Here is a 21,703-nt window from a genome sequence, read left to right on the forward strand (position 1 = left end):
AATCTCTTTGTGGACCGCTTCGCCTGAAATCGGCCTACAGAATATGAATACTATGGGGTATCAAACCCTCGCAGGAGTGTTTGATAGACAAGTCATTCACAGCGTTCTGGCAGGACCGATCGGCACTCATCGCCTGAGACAAGAACAGGGACAGTGTTTCAGTCGGCGAAAATAGCCGCTGACGATGCTTGGGTTCAACGACTCGATACCCCGCAATCGCTCTGGATCGGTGAGCAGCTTGAAGAAAGCATGAGCATTGCTGTTCGTGGCGTGCTGGCGCATACGGTGCTGTCGATGTCGGACGATTTGGCGTCTACGATTCACTCGGGCTGTGTCCTTGCTTGATCGATGAGTGTTCGCAACTATCACCGTAGACCAAGGCCAGCCTTTTTATTTTTCTTGCTGGTGTATCAGCTACTTAGCCGTTAAATAAGTGCCATTCACCTCTAGTGCCTTATCTGCACTACTTGCCGCCTAGTACTTGCGACTTCTTTTCCAGCCTAAAAAGGCCAGAATGACACCAACAACAATCAGCATCACCCCTGGAATTTCAATCGCTTTCGATCTCAAAAAAAAGTTGATTGATATCCCTATTCCGGCTAATAAAAGCAAAACTCCAGATATAAATGTTCCACTTCTAAGCACTTTGTACATTGAAATCTCCTTCCATGATTTCACCCATTGTACACAAAGCCGCTATGCGCGGAATGGCGCTCAGGCTCGAAACAAAGCCCGTCAAACCACGATGCGTAGGTCTCCGGCAGCGGTTTTATGCGCAGCTTGCTCACCCCTCCAAACCAGCAATTGGTATCGTCCGTCGAGTCAAAAATCTGCAAGCCCGTCCCGTCGGATACAGTCAGGCCATTGAAGCGCAGAGCCCGGCGAACGCTGCATGCACGGTAGACGCCGGGAAGGTGGTGCCAAAGACGGCACCCCGAAGACAGTACGCGCAAAAACTACCGCGACACCATCCAAGACTACTGGGTCCCTTACCTGGCCCAGTACCCGCTCTGATCTGATCGCAAAACTGTACAAAGTGACGAGCGGCCTGCAATCAATTTACGCGTGTTTTTTCGAGTTTTCTTTCTATACAGGAATGCGTCCGGGCGAGGCGATGGCACTGCGCTGGAGCGAGGTTGATACGCTCGAAGCGCGCCAAGGTGTGCCGTATCAGGCTGTACGGCAAGATCAAGGAAAGGACGAAGACGAAGGTGCCGCGGGAAGTTTTATTGAACGAACAAGCGCTACAGGCACTCGAAAAAGCCAGACCTCTTACGGCGGCGCGCTCTGACTTATGTTTTCGCGTCGGAAGGATCGGGTGCAAGATCAGAGCTGTACATCCGTTCCGGAACAGGGGCTAAGCGCTATTGGTTGGCAGCGTTGCAAGTCGGGAATTCGATATCGTCGGATGTACGACACCAGGCACACCTACGCAACGATGTGCCTGATGTCTGGGATGAATCCGGTATTCATCGCTGCGCAGCTCGGACACAGCGTCCAGGTATTGCTTTCAACCTATGCCAAGTGGATCAGTTCTTCGAGTGATTTCGCGGAGCTTGAAAAGCTGGATTTACCGAAAAACGGTACAAAATTGGTACTTGATTCGAGGTAGATGCGCCTAGTCCCAGCAAACACAAGGCCTTTTGGAATATGTGCGGATTAGCTGGAGAGTTACGTTTCGATCAACAACCTGCGGACCTTGCGGCCGTAGAGCGAATCACCCATCACCTGGCCCCTCGCGGCCCCGACGCCTGGGGTTTTCATAGCCAGGGGCCGATTGCCCTGGGCCATCGGCGCCTGAAAATCATGGACCTGTCGGACGGCTCGGCCCAGCCGATGATCGACAATCAGCTGGGCCTGTCCCTGGCCTTCAACGGCGCGATCTACAACTACCCGGAACTGCGCAGCGAGCTCGAAGCCCTGGGCTACAGCTTCTATTCCGGTGGCGACACCGAAGTGCTGCTCAAGGGCTATCACGCCTGGGGCGAAGCGCTGCTGCCCAAGCTCAACGGCATGTTCGCCTTCGCCATCTGGGAACGCGATGCCAAGCGGCTATTCATCGCCCGCGATCGCCTCGGCGTGAAGCCGCTGTACCTGTCGCGCACCAGCCAACGGCTACGTTTCGCCTCGGCATTGCCGGCGCTGCTCAAGGGCGGCGACATCAACCCGATGCTCGACCCGGTGGCTCTCAATCATTACCTGAATTTCCACGCGGTGGTCCCGGCACCCCGCACCTTGCTGGCCGGTGTTGAAAAACTGCCTCCCGCCACCTGGATGCGCATCGAAGCCGACGGCAGCACCGAGCAGAAAACCTGGTGGACCCTGCCCTACGGACCACGGGCCGACGAACAGCACCTGAACCTGGAAGACTGGATCGACCGCGTGCTCGACAGCACCCGTGAAGCGGTCGCCATTCGCCAACGCGCCGCCGTGGATGTCGGCGTACTGCTTTCCGGTGGCGTGGATTCGAGCATGCTCGTGGGCCTGCTGCGGGAAGTCGGCGTAGAAGACCTGTCGACCTTCTCTATCGGTTTCCAGGATGCTGGCGGCGAGCGCGGTGACGAGTTCCAGTATTCGGACCTGATCGCCAAGCACTACGGCACCCGCCACCACCAACTGCGTATCGACGAAAAAGAGATCATCGAGCAACTGCCGGCAGCGTTCCGTGCCATGAGCGAGCCGATGGTCAGCCACGACTGCATCGCCTTCTACCTGCTGTCGCGGGAAGTGGCCAAGCACTGCAAAGTGGTGCAAAGCGGCCAGGGCGCCGACGAGCTGTTCGCCGGTTACCACTGGTACCCGCAGGTCGATGGCGCCAGCGATCCGTACGCGGCCTATCGCGCCGCGTTCTTCGACCGCAGCTACGAAGAATATGCCGCCACCGTGCAGCCCAAATGGCTGACGGCCAACGACGCGGCCGGTGACTTCGTCAAAGAACATTTCGCCCAGCCCGGGGCCGATGCGGCGGTAGACAAGGCCCTGCGCCTGGACAGCACCGTGATGCTGGTGGACGACCCGGTCAAGCGCGTCGACAACATGACCATGGCCTGGGGCCTGGAAGCCCGCACGCCCTTCCTGGACTACCGCCTGGTGGAACTTTCGGCCAGGGTCCCGGCGAAGTTCAAGCTGCCCGATGGCGGCAAACAGGTGCTCAAGGAAGCCGCCCGGCGGGTGATCCCCAGCGAGGTGATCGACCGCAAGAAAGGCTATTTCCCGGTGCCAGGCCTCAAGCACCTGGAAGGCAATACGCTGGCCTGGGTCCGCGAACTGCTGCTGGACCCGAGCCAGGATCGCGGCCTGTTCAACCCGGCCATGCTCGACCGCCTGCTCACCGACCCCAACGGCCAGCTCACGCCATTGCGCGGCTCGCGACTGTGGCAACTGGCGGCGCTGAACCTGTGGCTCAGCGAGCAAGGAATCTGATCGATGAAACCTCACGCAACCGTTCACAACCAACGCCTCTTGCGCGGCCAGGCGCCCTCCTACGAACGCCTGCAGGCACGCCTGGCCGAAGACGGCAGCGAATTGGGCGCCGACCCGATCGCGGTGCATTGCGGCTGGGGCCGACTGTTGATCGGCCATACCTTCCCGGACCCGGCGAGCCTGGCCCGGGAACTGCTCAACGAACAACCCGGCGAAAGGGACATTGCCTTGTACGTGGCCGCACCCCAGCAAGTGCTGGGGCTGGAACCGGCACAACTGTTCCTCGATCCGTCCGACACCTTGCGCTTGTGGTTCAGCGACTATCGCCAGTCCACCCGGGTGTTTCGCGGTTTCCGGATTCGCCGGGCCCAGAGCGAGACCGACTGGCAGGCCATCAACCAGCTCTACCAGGCCCGGGGCATGTTGCCTATCGACCCACTGCGCCTGACCCCGCGCCATGAGGGCGGCCCGGTCTACTGGCTGGCCGAAGATAACGACACCGGTGCGGTGATCGGCAGCGTCATGGGCCTGAATCACCAGAAGGCCTTCAACGACCCGGAAAACGGCAGCAGCCTCTGGTGCCTGGCCGTCGACCCGCAATGTCCGCGGCCCGGTGTTGGCGAAGTGCTGGTGCGTCACCTCATCGAGCATTTCATGAGCCGTGGCTTGAGTTACCTCGACCTGTCGGTGTTGCACGACAATCGCCTGGCGAAAAACCTCTACGCCAAACTCGGTTTTCGCAATCTTTCGACCTTCGCCATCAAACGCAAGAACGGCATCAACCAGCCGTTGTTCCTGGGGCCAGGCCCCGAAGCGCAGTTCAACCCTTATGCGCGAATCATTGTCGAAGAAGCTCACCGCCGAGGCATCGACGTGCAGGTGGACGATGCCGAGGCCGGCTTGTTCACCCTGGTCCATGGCAGCCGCCGGGTCCGATGCCGCGAATCCTTGAGCGACCTGACCAGCGCCATCAGCATGACGCTGTGCCAGAACAAAAGCCTGACCCACAAGGTGCTGAAAAACGCCGGCCTGAACCTGCCAGCCCAACAGTTGGCGGGCAATGCCGATGACAACCTGGCGTTTCTCGACGAGCACGAACGGGTGGTGGTCAAGCCGCTTGACGGTGAACAAGGCCAAGGCGTGGCGGTGGATTTGCGCACCATCGAGGAGGTGCAGAGCGCCATCGAAGCGGCCCGGCAGTTCGACAGCCAGGTCTTGCTGGAAAGTTTCCACGAGGGGATGGACCTGCGCATCCTGGTGATCGGCTTTGAAGTGGTGGCGGCGGCGATCCGGCGCCCGGCGGAGGTGATCGGCGATGGCCGGCACACCATCGGCGAGCTGATCGAAGCCCAGAGCCGCCGACGCCAAGCGGCCACGGGCGGCGAAAGCAAAATCCCGATGGACGCCGAGACCCTGCGCACGCTCAGCGCGGCAGGGTTTGACTACGACAGCGTGCTGCCCGCCGGGGAGCACCTGTTCGTACGGCGTACGGCGAACCTGCATACCGGCGGCGTGCTGGAGGATGTCACCGGGATCCTGCATCCGACCCTGGTCGATGCAGCGGTGCGCGCCGCACGGGCGTTGGACATCCCCATGGTCGGCCTCGACCTGCTGGTGCCGGCGGCCGATCAACCCGAGTACGTGTTCATCGAAGCCAACGAACGCGCAGGCCTGGCCAACCACGAACCACAACCCACCGCCGAGCGCTTTGTGGATTTGTTGTTTCCCCATAGCCAGACGGTGGCCTAGCCCTGCTTCTGTGGCGAGGGAGCTTGCTCCCGCTGGGCTTGTAGGAGCTGTGTAGGAGCTGTGTAGGAGCTGTCGAGTGCAACGAGGCTGCGATCTTTCCCCAGACACTTGAATCCCAAGCGAAAGATCAAAAGATCGCAGGCTTCGCCAGCTCCTACAGAGCCCAGCGGGAGCAATCTCTGGCCACAAAGTTTCCCTATTTCAACTTAATGTTCCGTGAGGAGTTTCCATGATCAGCAAAATTCCCGAACCGGATCTCGAATACCTGCAAAAGGTCCTGCTGGAGATGCTCGCCATTCCCAGCCCTACCGGCTTTACCGACACCATCGTGCGTTATGTCGCCGAGCGGCTCGAAGAGCTGGGTATCGCTTTTGAAATGACTCGCCGTGGCACGATCCGCGCCACGCTCAAGGGGCGCAAGAGCAGCCCCGACCGGGCCGTGTCGGCGCACCTGGATACCATCGGTGCCTCGGTGCGGGCCATCAAGGACAACGGCCGCCTGACCCTGGCCCCGGTGGGTTGCTGGTCCAGCCGATTTGCCGAAGGCAGCCGGGTCAGCCTGTTTACCGACACCGGCGTGATCCGTGGCAGCGTGCTGCCGTTGATGGCGTCCGGACACGCGTTCAATACCGCCGTGGATGAACTGCCCATCAGTTGGGACCACATCGAGCTGCGCCTGGACGCCTACTGCGCCACCCGCGCCGATTGCGAAACCCTGGGAGTGGGCATCGGCGATTACGTCGCCTTCGATCCCCTGCCTGAATTCACCGAAAGCGGCCACATCAGCGCCCGGCACCTGGACGACAAGGCCGGGGTCGCGGCGCTGCTGGCGGCGCTCAAGGCGATTGTCGACAGCGGCGAAGAACTGCTGATCGATTGTCACCCGCTGTTCACCATCACCGAGGAAACCGGCAGCGGTGCGGCGGCCGCGCTGCCCTGGGATGTCAGCGAGTTCGTCGGCATCGACATCGCGCCCGTCGCCCCTGGCCAGCACTCAAGCGAACATTCGGTCAGCGTGGCGATGCAGGACTCCGGAGGCCCCTACGACTACCATCTGTCGCGGCACTTGCTGAAACTGGCCAAGGAGAACGAGGTACCGGCACGCCGCGACCTGTTCCGCTACTACTTCAGCGACGCTCATTCAGCCATCACCGCCGGCCACGATATCCGTACCGCCCTGCTCGCCTTCGGCTGCGACGCCACCCATGGCTACGAACGCACCCACATCGACAGCCTGGCCGCCCTCAGTCGCCTGCTCGGCGCCTACATCCTCAGCCCGCCGGTGTTCGCCAGCGACGCGCAACCAGCCCAAGGCTCACTGGACCGCTTCAGTCATCAGATCGAACACGATACCCAGATGGAAAGTGATACCCGGGTGCCATCGGTGGATAGCCTGGTGGGGCAGCGTTCCGATAGCTGATCCAACATTTCACTGTCTGGGCTATTGCCATCGCGAGCAAGCTCGCTCCCACAGGTTGATCTTCATTGGACTTGAACTTTGTGCTCGACGCAGAACCAATGTGGGAGCGAGCTTGCTCGCGATGAGGCCAGAACAGGCCCCACAAAACCCAAGGCTAGCCGCAAAAGCCCATTGGCCGTAGCATCGCCCCATTGTCTAGCCGAGGTACCCCATGCTCATCCCCCACGACCAACTCGAAGTCGACACGCTCACCCGCCTGATCGAGGATTTCGTGACCCGCGACGGCACCGACAATGGTGACGACACCCCCTTGGAAACGCGGGTTCTGCGAGTCAGGCAAGCCCTGACCAAGGGCCAGGCGTTGATCGTCTTCGACCCCGAAAGTGAACAGTGCCAACTGATGCTCAAGCACGACGTGCCCAAACACCTATTCGACTGAACAGGCCTTGCGGGTGGCATGGGCCTTTTTCTTCTGGATCTTGTCGTAGATTTCGGAGCGATGGACATCGACGTGCCGTGGCGCTTCCACGCCAAAACGCACCGTGCCGCCGCTGACCGACAGCACACGGACGGAAATATCGTCACCGATGGAAATCAACTCACCTACAGCGCGGCTTAATACAAGCATGGTTCTTGTCCTTAAGAATGTCTGGACCCTGACCATGCCCGGCCTGTTTCCCGTTCTCAAGACACCCGCGAGAATTCAGTAAGGCCCTACAAGCAAAGTTCTTGTGACTGACGGAAATTTCCTGCAAAACCCTGTCGGACCGCCGGTTATTTCAGGGCGCCGAGAACCGCGGGCCGAATAGAATCACACTCGCCCCCAACACGCAGAGCGCCACGCCAATCCAGTCGGACCCCAGTGGTCGCACTCGCTCGACCATCGCCAGCCAGCCGATCGAGGCAATGATATAGAGGCCGCCATAGGCGGCGTAGGCGCGCCCGGCGTACGTCGCTTCGACGCGGGTCAGCAACAGGGCGAACAATGTGAGGCTGAGCAACCCCGGGGCGATCCACCAGGCGCTCTTGCCCTGGCGCAACCACATCCAGAAGGCGTAGCAGCCCGCGATCTCAAACAGGGCGGCGAGAAAAAACCACAGGTAATTGAGCATGCAGATGTCCATCAGGAAGGCCGAATGGCGCCATCCTGAGGACATCGGGCATCCAGGTCAATTGAGGTTTTGCCGGGTCTTGGCGCGCATCTTGTCGGCCATCACGGTCATTTCGTCGTACAGCAACTGTGGGTTCTTCTGCTTGAGGGCCCAAGCCATGCGTCCCTGTTCGTGGGGCAGGATCATGAACTGGCCCTGGGCGACCTGCTGATAGATGTAGTCGGCAATATCCGTGGCGCTGATCGGTGAGCTTTCCAGCAACTTGCCAACCTGGGCTTTCATGGCCGGGGTCGGGCCACGGAAGGAATCCAGCAGATTGGTCTGGAAGAACGACGGGCACACCACGTGTACACCAACTTCCTGCTGCGCCAGTTCCACCAGCAGGCTTTCCGACAGCGCCACGACACCCGCCTTCGCCACGTTGTAGTTGCTCATGGCCGGGCCCTGCATCAGGGCTGCCATGGAGGCGATGTTGATGATCTTGCCACGGCTTTTTTCCAGCAGCGGCAGGAACGCCTTGCAGCCCTTGACCACACCCATCAGGTTGATCGCGATCTGCCAGTCCCAATCCTCCAGGGAGAGTTCACTGAAGAAGCCGCCCGAGGCCACGCCGGCATTGTTGACGATGATATCGATACCGCCGAATTTCTCTTCGCAGGCCTGGGCAAACGCAGTCAATTGGCTGTAGTCGCGCACATCGCAGCGCTGGATGAAGCCGTCACCACCGGCACCCCGCACTAGCTTGAGGGTTTCCACGAGGCCCGGCTCGCTGACATCCGATAAGGCCAGGCGCCATCCTTCGCGGGCCCAGCGCAGCGCGATTTCGCGACCCAGGCCAGAGCCGGCACCAGTGATCATCATGCGATTTTGCATAGCAGACAGCCTTGTTGTTCCGGGAGAGATAGGCCGAGTGTAGCGAAGGCGTTCAACGGACCCACGCTCCATCAGATTGCTGAATGGCGAGGGCAAACTGTAGGAGCTGCCGAGTGGAACGAGGCTGCGATCCTTAGTCTTCCTCCAGGCTGAAAAAGATCGCAGCCTCGTTTCACTCGACAGCTCCTACAAAAACTTTGAATTTTCTACAAGCCGCGACGGTCGGACTTATTAAGCCGCCCGGATTTAACGCATGCGCGCTGGTAGTTGGAAGTTGTATCACTCCAGAACTGACCAATAAGGAAATCTACAATGGGCACAATACTTATCGTTATCCTGATCCTCCTGCTGATCGGTGGTCTCCCAGTCTTCCCGCACTCCAGAAGTTGGGGTTACGGCCCGTCCGGTATCATCGGTGTGGTGTTGGTGGTGCTGTTGGTCCTGCTACTCCTGGGCAAGATATAAACCACTAAGTAAGCGCAAAAAAAAAGAGGCCTTGGCAGGCCTCTTTTTTATGTACGCCGTTTATCAGTCCGGCTTGCCGTCAACGACGCCGGCGGTGTTATCCAGCAGGCTCTTGGTCGCGGTTTGCAGGAAAGATTCGAGCTTGAGTTTCATCGGCGCGGTGTCCGGTGCATTCGGGATGATTTCCGCACCAGGGTTGGCGCCCAGTTCATAGCGATACATCTTCGGCTCCATTTCCTTTTCCTTCGGCAGGACCAGGATGTGGTCATCGCGGATGATCGCCGTGGTCTGCTCGCTGCCCGACGGCTTGATCACACCAAAACCGGGATCGCCTTGCGGCAGGTTCAACAGGTCACGGCCCCAGCACTGGTTCCGTACTTGCCCACCGATCCGGCCCATGATGGTCGGCACGATGTCGACCTGGGTACCCACGGTGTGGTTACGCTGGCCGAATTTTTCCTGGATGCCCGGGCCGATCAACAGCATCGGCACGTTGAAACGGCCCAGGTCCATCTCGGTGATCTGGCGTTCGTTGCCAAAGCCATGGTCGCCGACCACGACGAACAGGGTTTCCTTGAAGTAAGGCTCCTTGCGGGCCTTCTCGAAGAACTGGCCCAGGGCCCAGTCGGCGTAGCGCATGGCGGTCAGGTGTTCGTTCAGGCTGCCACGGTCGGTGACCCGCTCGACCGGCAACGGCGTCGGCAACGCATAAGGGGTGTGGTTGGACAGGGTTTGCAGCAAGGCATAGAACGGCTTGCCGTTTTCCCGCGCCTTGAGCTCGATCAGGCCACGGTCGAACATGTCCTGGTCGGACACGCCCCAGGTCGGATCGGAGAACACCGGGTTCACGAAGTCGTTACGCCCGATGAATGTGGTCATGCCCTGGCTGCTGAAGAAACCCGACTGGTTGTCCCAGGCAAAATCGCCGTTGTAGACGTACACGTCGTCGTAGTCACGGGCGCTGAGCAGTTGCGGCAGGCCCGACAGCTTGTGGCTGCCCTCCGGCGTCTGCATCAGGTATTCGAAACCCGGCAGGTTCGGGAAGCACGCCATGGTGGCGAACATGCCTTGGTGGGTGTGGGTACCGTTGGAGAAGAAACGGTCGAACAGCAGGCCTTCCTTGGACAGTTTGTCCAGGTAAGGCGTGATGTTGCCCGGCGCGCCCAGGGCACCCACCGAGTGACCGGCCATGCTCTCCATGAGAATCACGACCACGTTCTTGATCGGCAGGGTCTTGTCCGCCGGCGGCGTGTAGTCGCGGCGCACGGCGGCTGTCGCGGTGTCCACCAGTTTATCGTCAGGCATCACCAGCATATCGCGCACGGTCTGCTGTGCCAGCGGTTGCTCAAGGGTGGCTTTCCAGATGTTGTCGCGGTCTTCGGACATCCGGCTCTTGGCCGCGGCCACCAGCGACAAGGTGCCGTTGAGGCCCAACTGGTTGGCGAAGTTCGAATCGGTGGTGTAGACGTCGCCCCAGCGCAGGGGCGGCCCTTGGCGCAAGGTGCCGCGCGCGGCGGTCACGGCGACCAGCAGGCAAACGACAAACACCGCGACACGCCCATACCACGGGGCGATCTGCCGGGTACCAATGGTGCCGCCACTGAACGGCCCACGGGGACGCGTGGCGCGGTCGGCGCCCTTGAATGCCAGGCTGAGGATGATGGTGCCGCCGGCCCACGCCAGCAGGTAGCGCACCACCGGGAAACCGTACCAGAGCATGCTCATCACGGTTTTCGGGTCTTCCTTTACATACTGGAAGACCAGGCCGTTGAGGCGCTGGTGGAACTCACGGTAGAAATCCATCTCCATCAAGCCCAGGAACAGCGCGATGCTGGAAGTGACGGTCAGCCAGAAACGAAAGAACCCACGGGCCGCCATGGCCCTTGCGCTGAACAACGCCAGCAGCAACGGGATGCAGAGGTAGACCACCAGGCGCAAGTCGAAACGCAGGCCGTTGACGAAGGCTTCAACAAAGGTCGAAGCCGGCGTGTCGAGGATCATCTCGCGGTTATAGACCAGCAGCGCCACGCGCAGCAGGCTGAACATGACCATCATCACCAAGGCACAAAGCAACGTGTAGGCCAGGTGCGATTTGACGGTCGGTTGCAGCAGGCGATGCGTAGTACGCTGCTGATTCAGGGCGTCCGGGATTGCCATGTCGTTTAAGGACCCTATCGGAATTGGAGTGACAAAAAGAAACAACGGCGCGCCCTCTGTTGACCAAAGCCTGGCCTCGGGGCTTGCGCGAGAGCGCAAATGTTGCACGAACGGCTATGGCATTGCCATTAAATAACCGGCGGCGATATGAGCGCGGGGGATTGTCCGCAAGATTTTGTGAAAATTTCGTTCAAAGAATATTCAGAAACACAAAAAGCCCGGCCTGCTGATGAAGTTGAGCCGAACGCTATTGTGGCGAGGGAGCTCGCTCCCGCTCGGCTCTGTAGGAGCTGTCGAGTGCGACGAGGCTGCGACCTTTCCCTAGACACTTGAGTCCCAAGCGAAAGATCAAAAGATCGCAGCCTTCGGCAGCTCCTACACGCAGCCCAGCGGGAGCAAGCGCCCTCGCCACTGGGTTGCCGATCACTTCCAGTCCAGTGTGAAAACGATCATTGTCAATGAAACTGGCGTCCAAGACCCGCTGGCACGCCTTCGATGGAGGTGTCTTCCCACGGACCATTCGGGCTGACGGAACGGCTCCAGCCGTTGTTCCAGCGGTAATAGGTACGCTGGCGATAGAACGTGTTCGTCTGGTTGTCCAGCACATAGACCCCAAGCTTGGCGTCCCAATGGCTGTTGCCACCCGGCGGTGGGGCGAAGCTGGCGGAAGTACGCGGCAGCGGTTTCGCCGGTTTGTTCGGGATGACAGGCTTGCCCGGCGGTGTGGACGGGACCGGTTTGCTGGTCGGGGTCGACGGCGGGATCGGTGGCAGCGGTGCCGAGGGCTCCGACGGACGCTGGACCGCACAAGCGCTCAGGCCCATGACGAGCGTGAGCAGGGTGATACGAGCGATGGCGGTCATGGTGCGAATTCCTGTTATTTGTCCGGGCTGTCGATGGTCAGTTGTTGCTGCGCCGTGGTGCTGCTCGCCAGGGGCTGGCTGCGGCCGATCCACTCACCCGCGGTCGGCTGGCCGGCCCGGGAGATGCGCGCCACCAGTTGGACTTCGGGGAAGTTCGACAGTTTCAACTGCGGCATCATTGCGTCCGCGTCACCCAGCTCTACCGTGACCGGCAAATCGGCGACCGTCAGGCGCTTGGCGGCCAGCGGCGCGGGCGGGCCGGAAACGGCGCGGGCGAAGATGAACACACTGTCGCCCGGCTGCACCTTGGCCTTGAGTGCCGGCGCCAGGTCGACGCGCACCTTGAGCAGTGCCGCAGCCTTGGCCACCGGCGCCTGGGCAACCTTGCCGCCGCTGGCTTGCAGCTTCTCGGTGGCACGGGTAATGCCGCCCTGCAGCGCTTCACGGGACTTGTCGCCCTCCGGCAGTTCCACCAACAGGCGCCCCCAGTAATCGATTGCGTCCTGATAGCGCTCGCCCTCAAAAGCGGCGATGCCCAACAGGCCGAGGCTGGTGACTTCCTTCGGATCGAGCTTCAGCGCTTCGTCGGTCAGCGCCTGGAGCTTATCCGACCATTTCTTGCCATCGGCAAAATACTGCGCCTGGGCCCATTGGCCCAGCAATTCGGGTTGTCGACCGGCCACCGCCACGGTGCGTTCGAAGACCTTCGCCGCGTCTGCGGGCCGATCCTGCGCCATGTAGGTACGCCCGAGGAAATACAGGCCCTCGGCGTTATCCGGTTGCGCCGCCACCGCACGTTCCAGTCGCAGGGTCATCTCTTCCATCGACTGCGGCGCCTGGGCGAATTCACGGGTCAGCTCGACCTTGTCGCTGGCACCGAAATGCAGGTACAGCGCCAGGCCCAACACCGGCACCAGCACAGCGGCGAGCAACGGCAACGGCTTGCCCAGCCGGGATTCGCGCGGCGCATCGGCACCCTCGGTGTCAGCGAGCAATTCACGGGCGGCCTCGGCGCGACCGGTGTCCAGTTGCGCGGCGTTGAGCACGCCCTCCTCCCGCTCGATCTGCAATTCGGCGACGCGTTCCTGATACAACGCCACGTTGAGCGCGGTACGGTCCTCCTCCAACTGGGCGCGGCGACCACGCAGTACAGGGATCAACAGAAAACTCAGGGCAACCAGAAGAAGCAGACCTGCGGCGAGCCAGAAATCAATCATGCTTGGTTTTATCCAACAGTTGGTCGAGGCGCTGGCGCTCTTCGACAGAAAGCGTGTCCGGGGCGGCGGTGCGCTGGACCCGGCGGCGGCGCACGATCATTGCAATGACCACGAAACCACCGAACAACAGCCCGGCGGGGCCGAACCAGAGCAGCGCCGTCTTGGAGGACAGGGCGGGGTTGTAGCGCACGAACTCACCGTAGCGATCGACCATGAAATCGATGATCTGCTGGTTGTCCTTGCCCTCGCCGAGCATGCGGAAGATTTCCTTGCGCAGGTCGGCGGCAATTGGCGCGTTGGAGTCGGCGATGTCCTGGTTCTGGCACTTGGGGCAGCGCAGCTCCTTGGTCAGTTCGCGAAACCGCTCGCGCTCGCCGTCGTTGGCGAATTCGTAGGTATCAATGGCGGCGTGGGCCACGCCGGCAAGGCTCAGGCCGAGGACGGCGGCGGCTAACCAGCGCTTCATGGCTTGGCCTCGTCCACCAGTGCCTGATACTTGGCGGCCAGTTTCTCGCGCCAGACCTGCTCGTCGATCACGCCGACGAACTTGTCGCGGATGACACCCTTGGCGTCGATGAAGAACGTTTCCGGCGCGCCGTAGACACCCAGGTTCAGGCCCAGGGAGCCGTCTTCATCGCGAATGTCCAGTTGGTACGGATTGTGGAACTCGGCCAGCCATTTCAAGGCGTCGGCATTGACGTCCTTGTAATTGACGCCGTAGATCACCACGCCGTTCTGGGCCAGCTTGTTCAACACCGGGTGCTCGACCCGGCAGGAGATGCACCAGGTGCCCCACACGTTGACCAGCGCCGGCTTGCCCAGCAGGTCGGCGCGGGTCAAGGTCTTATCGCCCTGCACCGATGGCAGGGAGAAATCCGGGAACGGCTTGCCGATCATCGCCGAGGGCAACTCGGTCGGATTCAGGTACAACCCCCGGTACAAAAACACCGCCATCAACAGGAACAGCGCCAGCGGCACCAACATCAACCAACGTTTCATGCAGTGGCTCCCTTCACGCCCAGGGCTTCACGCACCCGGGTTTTCACCTTGACTCGATAACGCCGATCCAGCGCCGCCAACACCCCACCCAGGCCGGTGAGCAAGCCACCGAACCAGATCCAGCGTACGAACGGCTTGACGTGGACCCGTACCGCCCACGCGCCGTCACCCAGGGACTCGCCCAGCGCCACGTAGAGATCGCGGGTGAAACCGGCATCGATGCCGGCTTCGGTCATGACCGAGTTCTGCACGGTGTAGAGACGTTTTTCCGGGTGCAGCACGGTGATTTCCTGGCCGTTGCGAATGACCCGCACAGTGCCTTTGTCGGATGTGAAGTTCGGGCCCTCGAAATGTTTGGCGCCCTCGAAAACGAACTGATAGCCGGCCAGGTCCATGGACTCACCCGGCGCCAGGCGCAGGTCGCGCTCGGCGCTGTTCTGACTGGACAGCACCACGCCCAGGGCGCAGACGGCGATGCCCAGGTGGGCGACCTGCATGCCCCAGTAACTGCGGGTCAGGGTCGGCAGGCCCTTGATCAGGCCTTTGTGCCGGGTCTTGTCGAAGATGTCCCGTACACCCGCCAGCAATACCCAGGCCGCCAGCACGAACGTCGCCAGCACCGCCCAGTTGAAGTCGCCATACGCCACGCCGGCCACCACGGCCAGAGCGGCCGTGCCCAGCAGCACCGGGGTCAACATGCCCAGCAGCCACTTGACCGGGGTGTCTTTCCAGCGCACCAGCATGCCGATGGCCATCACCACCATCAGGATCGCCATCAGCGGGATGAACAGTGCATTGAAGTACGGCGGCCCCACCGACAGCTTGGCGCCGGACAACGCATCGAGCACCAGCGGGTACAACGTCCCCAGCAGGATCATCGACGCGGCCACCACCAACACCAGGTTATTGCCCAGCAGCAGGGTTTCCCGTGACCAGAGGTTGAAGCCGACCTGGCTCTTGACCACCGGCGCACGCAGGGCGAACAACGTCAGCGAACCGCCGACCACGAACAGCAGGAACATCAGGATGAACACGCCGCGCTCAGGGTCCGAGGCGAAGGCATGCACCGACGTCAACACGCCCGAGCGCACCAGGAACGTCCCCAGCAGGCTCAGCGAGAACGCCGCGATGGCCAGCAGCACGGTCCAGCTCTTGAACACACCGCGTTTTTCCGTGACCGCCAGGGAATGGATCAGCGCCGTGCCCACCAACCAGGGCATGAACGAGGCGTTTTCCACCGGGTCCCAGAACCACCAGCCGCCCCAGCCGAGCTCGTAGTAGGCCCACCACGAGCCAAGGGTGATGCCAATGCCGAGGAAGGCCCAGGCGACGATGGTCCACGGACGCGACCAGCGTGCCCACGCGGCATCGAGGCGCCCACCGAGCAACGCGGCGATGGCGAAGGCGAAGGCCACGGAGAAGCCGACGTAGCCCATGTAGAGCATGGGCGGGTGAACGATCAGGCCGATGTCTTGCAGCAATGGGTTGAGGTCGCGGCCATCCGTCGGCATCTGCGGCAGGATGCGCTCGAACGGGTTGGAGGTGACGATCAAAAACAGCAGGAAACCGGTGCTGATCATGCCCATCACCGCCAGCACCCGGGCCAGCATCACCTGGGGCAACTGCCGGGAAAACACCGAGACGGCGAAGGTCCAGCCGGCAAGGATCAACGCCCAGAGCAACAGCGACCCCTCGTGGGCGCCCCATACCGCGCTGAACTTGTAGTACCAGGGCAAGGCGCTGTTGGAGTTGCTGGCGACGTACTCCACGGAAAAATCGTCGGCCATGAACGCATAGGTCAGGCAACCGAAGGCAAACAACATGAAGGCAAACTGCCCCCACGCCGCCGGTTGGGCCAGGCTCATCCACAAGCGGTCGCCGCGCCAGGCACCGAGCAAGGGCACCACGGCCTGTACCAGTGAGAAACACAGGGCCAGGATCATCGCCAGGTGGCCCAACTCGGGAATAAAGATGCCAGCAGTCATCGATCAGCCCTCCTTCACGGGAGCGGGCGCCGACTGACCGCTGTCTTTCAGCGCCTTGGTCACTTCCGGCGGCATGTATTTTTCGTCGTGCTTGGCCAGCACTTCATCGGCCACCACCACGCCGTCGGCGTTGAGCTTGCCCAGGGCGACGATGCCCTGCCCTTCGCGGAACAGGTCCGGGAGGATGCCGCGATAGGTGATGGTCACGGTCTTGTTGAAGTCGGTGACATTGAATTTCACGTCCAGGGAATCCCCGGAGCGCTCCAGCGAGCCTTTTTCCACCATGCCGCCAGCGCGGATGCGGGTATCCCTGGGCGCTTCGCCGTTGGCGATCTGGGTCGGGGTGTAGAACAGGTTGATGTTCTGCTGCAGGGCGCTCAGGGCCAGGGCGACCGCGGCGCCGACACCCACCAGGATCGCAAGAATGATGACAAGACGTTTTTTGCGCAGCGGATTCACTGACCGTTCTCCCGGCGCAGACGACGCGCCTCTTGTTGCAGATACCGCTTGCGGGCCAGGATCGGCACCGCCACGTTGAGGGCCAGAACCGCGAGGCAGATGCCATAGGCTGACCAGACATACAGGCCATGATGGCCCATGGCGAGGAAATCGCCGAATGAAGCGAAACTCATCGAGCGGCCTCCAGGCTGTTCTGTACTTCGGCCTTCACCCAACTGGCCCGGGACTCGCGCTTGAGCACTTCCAGGCGCATGCGCAGCAATAGCACCGCGCCGAAGAAACAGTAGAAACCCAGCACGGTCAGCAACAGCGGCAGCCACATTTCGACGGGCATTGCCGGTTTTTCGGTAAGGGTGAAGGTCGCGCCCTGGTGCAGGGTGTTCCACCACTCCACCGAATACTTGATGATCGGGATGTTGATCACGCCGACAATCGCCAGTACCGCGCAGGCCTTGGCGGCGCTGTCACGATTGCTGATGGCGTTGCCCAGCGCAATAAGACCGAAGTACAGGAACAGCAGGATCAGCATCGACGTCAGTCGCGCATCCCAGACCCACCACGAACCCCAGGTCGGCTTGCCCCAGATGGCCCCGGTGACCAGCGCCACGGCGGTCATCCAGGCACCGATGGGCGCGGCGCATTGCAGGGCAACGTCGGCCAGCTTCATCTTCCACACCAGCCCGACCACACCGCACACCGCCAGCATCACATAGACGGACTGGGCCAGCATCGCCGTGGGCACGTGAATGTAGATGATGCGGAAGCTGTTGCCCTGCTGGTAGTCCGGCGGTGAGAAGGCCAGGCCCCAGACCACGCCAGAACCAATCAACAACAATGCAGCGATGCTCAACCATGGGAGCAGTTTGCCGCTGATGCCGTAGAACCACTTGGGTGAGCCGAGCTTGTGAAACCAGGTCCAGTTCATTGCTGTTTCCATCACGGTTGCGGCTCGCCGTCACGAACCGCCGGGGCAGCCTTTACTTCCAAAGAAGTGGTCAATTTTTGACCAGGCCTCGTTATTATTCGCCGACGCTGATCTTCAGGCCAGCGGCTATTGCAAAGGGTGTCAGGGTTATCGCCAGGGCGGTCAGGCTCCCAAGCCACAGCAGATAACCGGTCGCGGGCATGCCTTGCAACGCCGCTTGCAAGGCACCACTGCCCAGGATCAGGACCGGGATATACAACGGCAGGATCAGCAGCGCCAGCAACAGGCCGCCGCGCTTCAAACCCACCGTCAATGCCGCGCCCACCGCGCCGAGCAGGCTCAGCACCGGCGTACCCAGCAGCAGCGACACCAGCAGCACCGGCATGCACGCGCCGGGCAGCCCCAGCATCATTGCCAGCAGCGGCGAGAGCAATACCAGTGCCAGCCCGGAAAAAACCCAGTGTGCCAGTACCTTGGCCAAAACCAGAAGGGCCAGGGGGTGCGACGAAAGGACCCACTGTTCCAGTGAACCGTCTTCGAAATCACTGCGGAAAAGCCCGTCCAGCGAGAGCAGGACCGATAAAAGCGCCGCGACCCAGACCAGTCCCGGAGACAAGGTTTGCAACAATTGAGTCTCTGGCCCGACCGCCAACGGGAACAACGCAATCACGATCGCGAAGAACACCAGCGGATTGGCCAATTCGGCCGGACGCCGGAACAGCAGGCGCGCCTCGCGGGCAAGCAACAGGCCAAACACACTCATACGGCCCAGTTCCCCAGATCAATGTTGCGATAACCGGCCGGCATCCGCGCCAGCGTGTGGTGGGTGGTCAAGAGCACCATGCCACCGTTTTCACAGTGCTGGGCCAGGTGTTCCTCGAGTTGCGCGACACCCTGCTTGTCCAGGGCGGTGAATGGTTCGTCGAGAATCCACAGCGGCGGGCTGTCCAGGTACAGCCGGGCCAGGGCCACACGGCGTTGCTGGCCGGCAGACAGGGTATGGCTCGGCACGTCTTCGAAGCCGCGCAGCCCTACCGCCGCCAACGCCTGCCAGATCGCTTCGCGGCCAACCGGCGTATGCAATGCGCAGAGCCAACTGAGGTTCTCTTCGGGGGTCAGCAAATCCTTGATACCGGCGGCATGGCCGATCCAGAGCAGGTTGCGGGCCAGTTCGCTACGCTGGCTGTGCAAGGGCTGGCCGTTGAGCAACACCTGGCCTGCGGTCGGTTGCATCAAACCGGCCAGCAGGCGCAGCAGGCTGGTCTTGCCGCTGCCGTTGGGACCACTGATTTGCACCATATCGCCATGCGAGAGTCTCAATTCGAGATTTTCGAAAAGCAGTCGCAAGTCTCGCTCACAGGCGAGGCCGACGGTTTGCAGGAGAGGACTGGTCAAGGGATCGCGGGCCTTATACGGTTCAAGTCGGCGGTGCAGCGGCCGTTAAAGAGATGCAGCATAGATGCATTGACGGCCTGTTCCACAGAGCTGCGTCAAACAATTGCAAGGTTTTCGCCACTCCCTGAAAGACGGGCGGCATTATACATGTGATGCCCTACGCTAAAGAGGGCTTATTTTCCCAAGGTAAGACCGCAGATGACAGGCGACATGAACATCCTGCCGCTGCCCCAGGCCACGGCAACCACGCGTATGCCAGCGGTCAATGGCGAGCTGCTCAAACTGCTGGTGCCGACCGAAGGCCTGATCAGCTCGGGCCAGACTGCCCAGGCCGAAGTGCTGTCGCTCAAGCAGGCCGACCAGACTTTCCAGCTGCTGCTCAAGGTCACCCTGGAGAGCGGCCGCCAGACCACTGTCCAGGCCACCAGCACCCAGCCGTTGCCCCAGGGCACCAGCCTGGCCGTGACCCAGCCGTCCGCCAGCAATCTGGCGATTGCCGTGCAACAGGCCGTGTCCTCCAGCGTCGCCACCCTCACCCGAATCGACACCGCGCAGTTGCCGGTCGGCACCCTGCTGCAAGGCAAAGTGCTGACCAGCCAGGCGTTGCCGCAGTTGCCAGGGCAACCGGCGGTGTATCGATCGTTGGTAAGCTTGCTCAACACCGCCCAGGCGGGCAGCACCCTGGACATCGACAGCCCGCGACCGCTGCGTATCGGCACGCTGTTGAGTGCCCAGGTGCAAGATACCCAGACGCTGAAGTTCGTTCCGCTGAGCAACCGCCAGGAGCAATTGGCGGTGAGTCAGCAGTTGGTCACGCAAATGAGCCAGCAGGGCTCGCTGGACAGCCTGATCACCGTCCTGCAAAACCTTCCGGCCACCGACGACACCGGTGCCGAGCTGCGCGCCGCTGTAACTCGCTTGCTGGCTGGCCTGCCGGATGTCCAGCAACTGAGCACACCCAAGGGTTTGGCCCAAGCCATGGTCGCCAGCGGCGTATTCCTGGAAAGCAAATTGCTCGCCGGGCAACCACCGAGCCTGGCGCCGGACATGAAAGGCGACCTGCTGAAACTGATCGCCCAACTGACACCGGCCCTGCCCGCCTCCACCAACCTCAGCGCCATCATTGCCGCCAATACGTTGGCCCAAGTCCTGCCTAGCTTCGTACGCAGCGCCCTGGGGATGCTCGGCCAGGTCAGCGCCAAGCCGCAACCCACCAGCTTCCCCCTGCCCTCGCGCCAGATGCAAGGCCAGGACGAAGACGGCGACCTCGAACACCTGCTGCGCCTGGCCGCTGCCGCCGTGTCACGCCTGCAAAGCCATCAATTGTCGAGCCTGGAGCAGACCGGCCTGACCGACGACGGTCGACTGATGAGCACCTGGCAATTGGAAATCCCGATGCGCAACCTGCAGGACATCGTGCCGTTGCAGGTCAAGTTCCAGCGCGAGGAAACCCCGCCCCGGGAGCAACCAAACGAGCGCAGGGAAGAACGCGAGCCAAAACAGCAGCTCTGGCGGGTGGAATTGGCGTTCGACATGGAACCGCTCGGCCCACTGCAGGTTCAGGCCCAGTTGCTCAGCGGCAGCCTGTCCAGCCAGTTGTGGGCCGAACGGCCGTATACAGCGAGCCTGATCGAAAGCAACCTGACAGCCTTGCGTGAGCGCCTGGTGACTTGTGGCCTGAACGTCGGCGACCTGGACTGCCACCTCGGCACCCCGCCCCAAGGCCCCAAGACTCGCCTGGAACAACGCTGGGTGGACGAAACCGCATGACAACCCATACCGCACCCCGCCAGGCCATTGCCCTCAAGTACGACGGCCACCACGCCCCGACCCTCACCGCCAAGGGCGACGAAGCCCTGGCCGAGGAAATCCTGCGTATCGCCCGCGAAAGCGAAGTACCGATCTATGAAAATGCCGAGCTGGTGAAGCTGTTGGCGCGGATGGAGTTGGGGGACAGCATCCCCGAAGAGCTGTACCGCACGATTGCCGAGATCATTGCGTTCGCCTGGAACCTCAAGGGCAAGTTTCCCCAGGGCTACGACCCGAATGCGCCGAGTATCGAGAAGGATGTGACCGACCGCGGCGACGATTACTGATCAACGCAGCGGTGTCCGGGCTGGAACGACCAGTCTGTGAGCACCAGAAAAACCTGTGGGAGCCAGCTTGCTCGCGATGGCGGATTCGCATTCAACATCTCTGTTGATTGTCACACCGCTATCGCGAGCAAGCTCGCTCCCACAAATGTGCCGAGTGTCGAGAAAGATGTGACGGACCGCGGCTACACCTGGGGCGAGGGTGCGCAGTAGCCGCAAAAAGTCGGGGGCCGCTGCGCTGCCCAGCGGGAGCAAGCTCCCTCGCCCCAGGGACTGCGTTTGGGTTGGAAGGATCTGTGTGTGAGCACCAGAAAAACCTGTGGGAGCGAGCTTGCTCGCGATGGCGGATTCACATTCAACATCTCTGTTGACTGTCACACCGCTATCGCGAGCAAGCTCGCTCCCACAAATGTGCCGAGTGTCGAGAAAGATGTAACGGACCGCGGCTACACCTGGGGCGAGGGTGCGCAGTAGCCGCAAAAAAGCCGGGGGCCGCTGCGCTGCCCAGCGGGAGCAAGCTCCCTCGCCACAGGGATTGCGCTTGGGTTGGAAGGATCTGTGTGTGAGC

General features: G+C 61.5%; 23 protein-coding genes and 1 pseudogene. 8 read left to right on the forward strand and 16 right to left on the reverse strand.

The annotated features are described in order from the left end of the window. Positions 1–49: 49 nt before the first annotated feature. Both AB4Z20_RS16515 and AB4Z20_RS16520 read right to left on the reverse strand, forming a co-directional pair. Positions 50–324 (reverse strand): annotated as a pseudogene (locus AB4Z20_RS16515) (IS4 family transposase); the annotation flags it as partial. Positions 325–474: 150 nt separating this feature from the next. Beyond that, the gene (locus AB4Z20_RS16520) at positions 475–654 is read right to left on the reverse strand and encodes a hypothetical protein (RefSeq protein ID WP_442090258.1); all 180 of its coding nucleotides are present in this window, start codon (positions 652–654) and stop codon (positions 475–477) included. Between the two features lie 238 nt (positions 655–892). Between AB4Z20_RS16520 and AB4Z20_RS16525 the strand changes: the two genes are divergently transcribed. From AB4Z20_RS16525 to AB4Z20_RS16545, 5 genes are all read left to right on the forward strand, one after another. Beyond that, positions 893–1,291: a hypothetical protein gene (locus AB4Z20_RS16525; protein ID WP_442090259.1), complete on the forward strand. Its 399-nt coding sequence runs from the start codon at positions 893–895 to the stop codon at positions 1,289–1,291. A gap of 359 nt (positions 1,292–1,650) precedes the next feature. Beyond that, a complete protein-coding gene (locus AB4Z20_RS16530) occupies positions 1,651–3,423 on the forward strand; it encodes an N-acetylglutaminylglutamine amidotransferase (protein ID WP_258690593.1) in 1,773 nt (590 codons plus the stop codon). A 3-nt stretch (positions 3,424–3,426) separates the two neighbouring features. Further along, entirely contained in the window at positions 3,427–5,172 is a 1,746-nt protein-coding gene (gene ngg / locus AB4Z20_RS16535; protein WP_320390061.1) for an N-acetylglutaminylglutamine synthetase, read from the forward strand. 229 nt (positions 5,173–5,401) lie between these two features. Continuing rightward, positions 5,402–6,592: an osmoprotectant NAGGN system M42 family peptidase gene (locus AB4Z20_RS16540; protein ID WP_063322377.1), complete on the forward strand. Its 1,191-nt coding sequence runs from the start codon at positions 5,402–5,404 to the stop codon at positions 6,590–6,592. Positions 6,593–6,803: 211 nt separating this feature from the next. Then, positions 6,804–7,031 carry a YheU family protein gene (locus AB4Z20_RS16545; RefSeq protein WP_003199186.1) on the forward strand — a complete coding sequence of 76 codons (228 nt, stop codon included), beginning with the start codon at positions 6,804–6,806 and terminating at the stop codon, positions 7,029–7,031. On the opposite strand, the gene csrA is transcribed toward AB4Z20_RS16545, so the two are convergent. The 3 genes from csrA to AB4Z20_RS16560 form a co-directional block, all read right to left on the reverse strand. Then, on the reverse strand, positions 7,020–7,220 hold the full coding sequence (gene csrA / locus AB4Z20_RS16550) for a carbon storage regulator CsrA (protein WP_003199177.1): 201 nt from the start codon (positions 7,218–7,220) through the stop codon (positions 7,020–7,022). The genes AB4Z20_RS16545 and csrA overlap by 12 nt on opposite strands. Positions 7,221–7,371: 151 nt before the next feature. Next, positions 7,372–7,704, reverse strand: coding sequence for a YnfA family protein (locus AB4Z20_RS16555; protein ID WP_442090267.1), 333 nt, complete (start codon positions 7,702–7,704; stop codon positions 7,372–7,374). Between the two features lie 57 nt (positions 7,705–7,761). Then, a complete protein-coding gene (locus tag AB4Z20_RS16560) occupies positions 7,762–8,577 on the reverse strand; it encodes an SDR family oxidoreductase (protein WP_442090260.1) in 816 nt (271 codons plus the stop codon). Positions 8,578–8,889: 312 nt separating this feature from the next. Here AB4Z20_RS16560 and AB4Z20_RS16565 point away from each other — a divergent pair, with 312 nt between their 5' ends. Continuing rightward, complete coding sequence (locus tag AB4Z20_RS16565) at positions 8,890–9,042, forward strand: DUF3309 family protein (protein WP_253472471.1); 153 nt, start codon at positions 8,890–8,892, stop codon at positions 9,040–9,042. Between the two features lie 63 nt (positions 9,043–9,105). Here the strand turns inward: AB4Z20_RS16565 and AB4Z20_RS16570 are convergent, their stop codons facing one another. The 11 genes from AB4Z20_RS16570 to ccmA all read right to left on the reverse strand — a co-directional run bounded on the left by AB4Z20_RS16570 (position 9,106) and on the right by ccmA (position 19,042). Further along, positions 9,106–11,199, reverse strand: a complete 2,094-nt coding sequence (locus AB4Z20_RS16570; RefSeq protein WP_442090261.1) for an LTA synthase family protein — start codon at positions 11,197–11,199, stop codon at positions 9,106–9,108. A gap of 455 nt (positions 11,200–11,654) precedes the next feature. Further along, complete coding sequence (locus AB4Z20_RS16575) at positions 11,655–12,062, reverse strand: hypothetical protein (RefSeq protein ID WP_258690591.1); 408 nt, start codon at positions 12,060–12,062, stop codon at positions 11,655–11,657. A 14-nt stretch (positions 12,063–12,076) separates the two neighbouring features. Next, on the reverse strand, positions 12,077–13,279 hold the full coding sequence (gene ccmI / locus AB4Z20_RS16580; protein WP_442090262.1) for a c-type cytochrome biogenesis protein CcmI: 1,203 nt from the start codon (positions 13,277–13,279) through the stop codon (positions 12,077–12,079). Next, positions 13,272–13,745, reverse strand: a complete 474-nt coding sequence (locus AB4Z20_RS16585) for a cytochrome c-type biogenesis protein (protein ID WP_253472459.1) — start codon at positions 13,743–13,745, stop codon at positions 13,272–13,274. The genes ccmI and AB4Z20_RS16585 overlap by 8 nt, the downstream gene beginning before the upstream one ends. Beyond that, positions 13,742–14,278, reverse strand: coding sequence for a DsbE family thiol:disulfide interchange protein (locus AB4Z20_RS16590; protein ID WP_214510756.1), 537 nt, complete (start codon positions 14,276–14,278; stop codon positions 13,742–13,744). Before AB4Z20_RS16590 ends, AB4Z20_RS16585 begins: the two co-directional genes overlap by 4 nt. Continuing rightward, positions 14,275–16,263, reverse strand: a complete 1,989-nt coding sequence (locus AB4Z20_RS16595; RefSeq protein ID WP_442090263.1) for a heme lyase CcmF/NrfE family subunit — start codon at positions 16,261–16,263, stop codon at positions 14,275–14,277. Before AB4Z20_RS16595 ends, AB4Z20_RS16590 begins: the two co-directional genes overlap by 4 nt. Positions 16,264–16,266: 3 nt before the next feature. Further along, on the reverse strand, positions 16,267–16,722 hold the full coding sequence (ccmE, locus tag AB4Z20_RS16600; RefSeq protein ID WP_442090264.1) for a cytochrome c maturation protein CcmE: 456 nt from the start codon (positions 16,720–16,722) through the stop codon (positions 16,267–16,269). Continuing rightward, a complete protein-coding gene (gene ccmD, locus AB4Z20_RS16605) occupies positions 16,719–16,895 on the reverse strand; it encodes a heme exporter protein CcmD (RefSeq protein ID WP_042729135.1) in 177 nt (58 codons plus the stop codon). Before ccmD ends, ccmE begins: the two co-directional genes overlap by 4 nt. Beyond that, complete coding sequence (locus AB4Z20_RS16610; RefSeq protein WP_258690589.1) at positions 16,892–17,647, reverse strand: heme ABC transporter permease; 756 nt, start codon at positions 17,645–17,647, stop codon at positions 16,892–16,894. The genes ccmD and AB4Z20_RS16610 overlap by 4 nt, the downstream gene beginning before the upstream one ends. Before the next feature lie 94 nt (positions 17,648–17,741). Next, entirely contained in the window at positions 17,742–18,410 is a 669-nt protein-coding gene (gene ccmB, locus AB4Z20_RS16615) for a heme exporter protein CcmB (RefSeq protein WP_003199151.1), read from the reverse strand. Continuing rightward, positions 18,407–19,042 carry a cytochrome c biogenesis heme-transporting ATPase CcmA gene (ccmA, locus tag AB4Z20_RS16620; protein WP_253472453.1) on the reverse strand — a complete coding sequence of 212 codons (636 nt, stop codon included), beginning with the start codon at positions 19,040–19,042 and terminating at the stop codon, positions 18,407–18,409. The genes ccmB and ccmA overlap by 4 nt, the downstream gene beginning before the upstream one ends. A gap of 198 nt (positions 19,043–19,240) precedes the next feature. Here ccmA and fliK point away from each other — a divergent pair, with 198 nt between their 5' ends. Together fliK and AB4Z20_RS16630 are read left to right on the forward strand one after the other, a co-directional pair. Continuing rightward, positions 19,241–20,812, forward strand: coding sequence for a flagellar hook-length control protein FliK (gene fliK / locus AB4Z20_RS16625; protein WP_253472450.1), 1,572 nt, complete (start codon positions 19,241–19,243; stop codon positions 20,810–20,812). Further along, positions 20,809–21,138 carry an EscU/YscU/HrcU family type III secretion system export apparatus switch protein gene (locus AB4Z20_RS16630; RefSeq protein WP_253472447.1) on the forward strand — a complete coding sequence of 110 codons (330 nt, stop codon included), beginning with the start codon at positions 20,809–20,811 and terminating at the stop codon, positions 21,136–21,138. The genes fliK and AB4Z20_RS16630 overlap by 4 nt, the downstream gene beginning before the upstream one ends. The last annotated feature ends 565 nt before the right edge of the window (positions 21,139–21,703 follow it).

Origin of the sequence: Pseudomonas sp. KB_12, assembly GCF_052114545.1 — a bacterium.
In the GTDB taxonomy this organism is placed as follows: Bacteria; Pseudomonadota; Gammaproteobacteria; order Pseudomonadales; family Pseudomonadaceae; genus Aquipseudomonas; species Aquipseudomonas brassicacearum.

What these genes read in the sequence shown, in the direction of transcription:
- ccmI (WP_442090262.1), bottom strand. Translation starts at nt 13,279, where the DNA reads ATGATTGATTTCTGGCTCGCCGCAGGTCTGCTTCTTCTGGTTGCCCTG.
- csrA (WP_003199177.1), bottom strand. Translation starts at nt 7,220, where the DNA reads ATGCTTGTATTAAGCCGCGCTGTAGGTGAGTTGATTTCCATCGGTGAC.
- AB4Z20_RS16590 (WP_214510756.1), bottom strand. Translation starts at nt 14,278, where the DNA reads ATGAAACGTTGGTTGATGTTGGTGCCGCTGGCGCTGTTCCTGTTGATG.
- AB4Z20_RS16540 (WP_063322377.1), top strand. Translation starts at nt 5,402, where the DNA reads ATGATCAGCAAAATTCCCGAACCGGATCTCGAATACCTGCAAAAGGTC.
- AB4Z20_RS16530 (WP_258690593.1), top strand. Translation starts at nt 1,651, where the DNA reads ATGTGCGGATTAGCTGGAGAGTTACGTTTCGATCAACAACCTGCGGAC.
- AB4Z20_RS16565 (WP_253472471.1), top strand. Translation starts at nt 8,890, where the DNA reads ATGGGCACAATACTTATCGTTATCCTGATCCTCCTGCTGATCGGTGGT.
- ngg (WP_320390061.1), top strand. Translation starts at nt 3,427, where the DNA reads ATGAAACCTCACGCAACCGTTCACAACCAACGCCTCTTGCGCGGCCAG.
- AB4Z20_RS16575 (WP_258690591.1), bottom strand. Translation starts at nt 12,062, where the DNA reads ATGACCGCCATCGCTCGTATCACCCTGCTCACGCTCGTCATGGGCCTG.
- AB4Z20_RS16525 (WP_442090259.1), top strand. Translation starts at nt 893, where the DNA reads ATGCACGGTAGACGCCGGGAAGGTGGTGCCAAAGACGGCACCCCGAAG.
- AB4Z20_RS16610 (WP_258690589.1), bottom strand. Translation starts at nt 17,647, where the DNA reads ATGAACTGGACCTGGTTTCACAAGCTCGGCTCACCCAAGTGGTTCTAC.
- fliK (WP_253472450.1), top strand. Translation starts at nt 19,241, where the DNA reads ATGACAGGCGACATGAACATCCTGCCGCTGCCCCAGGCCACGGCAACC.
- AB4Z20_RS16545 (WP_003199186.1), top strand. Translation starts at nt 6,804, where the DNA reads ATGCTCATCCCCCACGACCAACTCGAAGTCGACACGCTCACCCGCCTG.
- AB4Z20_RS16630 (WP_253472447.1), top strand. Translation starts at nt 20,809, where the DNA reads ATGACAACCCATACCGCACCCCGCCAGGCCATTGCCCTCAAGTACGAC.
- AB4Z20_RS16570 (WP_442090261.1), bottom strand. Translation starts at nt 11,199, where the DNA reads ATGGCAATCCCGGACGCCCTGAATCAGCAGCGTACTACGCATCGCCTG.
- AB4Z20_RS16520 (WP_442090258.1), bottom strand. Translation starts at nt 654, where the DNA reads ATGTACAAAGTGCTTAGAAGTGGAACATTTATATCTGGAGTTTTGCTT.
- AB4Z20_RS16585 (WP_253472459.1), bottom strand. Translation starts at nt 13,745, where the DNA reads ATGAAGCGCTGGTTAGCCGCCGCCGTCCTCGGCCTGAGCCTTGCCGGC.
- ccmD (WP_042729135.1), bottom strand. Translation starts at nt 16,895, where the DNA reads ATGAGTTTCGCTTCATTCGGCGATTTCCTCGCCATGGGCCATCATGGC.
- AB4Z20_RS16595 (WP_442090263.1), bottom strand. Translation starts at nt 16,263, where the DNA reads ATGACTGCTGGCATCTTTATTCCCGAGTTGGGCCACCTGGCGATGATC.
- AB4Z20_RS16560 (WP_442090260.1), bottom strand. Translation starts at nt 8,577, where the DNA reads ATGCAAAATCGCATGATGATCACTGGTGCCGGCTCTGGCCTGGGTCGC.
- AB4Z20_RS16555 (WP_442090267.1), bottom strand. Translation starts at nt 7,704, where the DNA reads ATGCTCAATTACCTGTGGTTTTTTCTCGCCGCCCTGTTTGAGATCGCG.
- ccmB (WP_003199151.1), bottom strand. Translation starts at nt 18,410, where the DNA reads ATGAGTGTGTTTGGCCTGTTGCTTGCCCGCGAGGCGCGCCTGCTGTTC.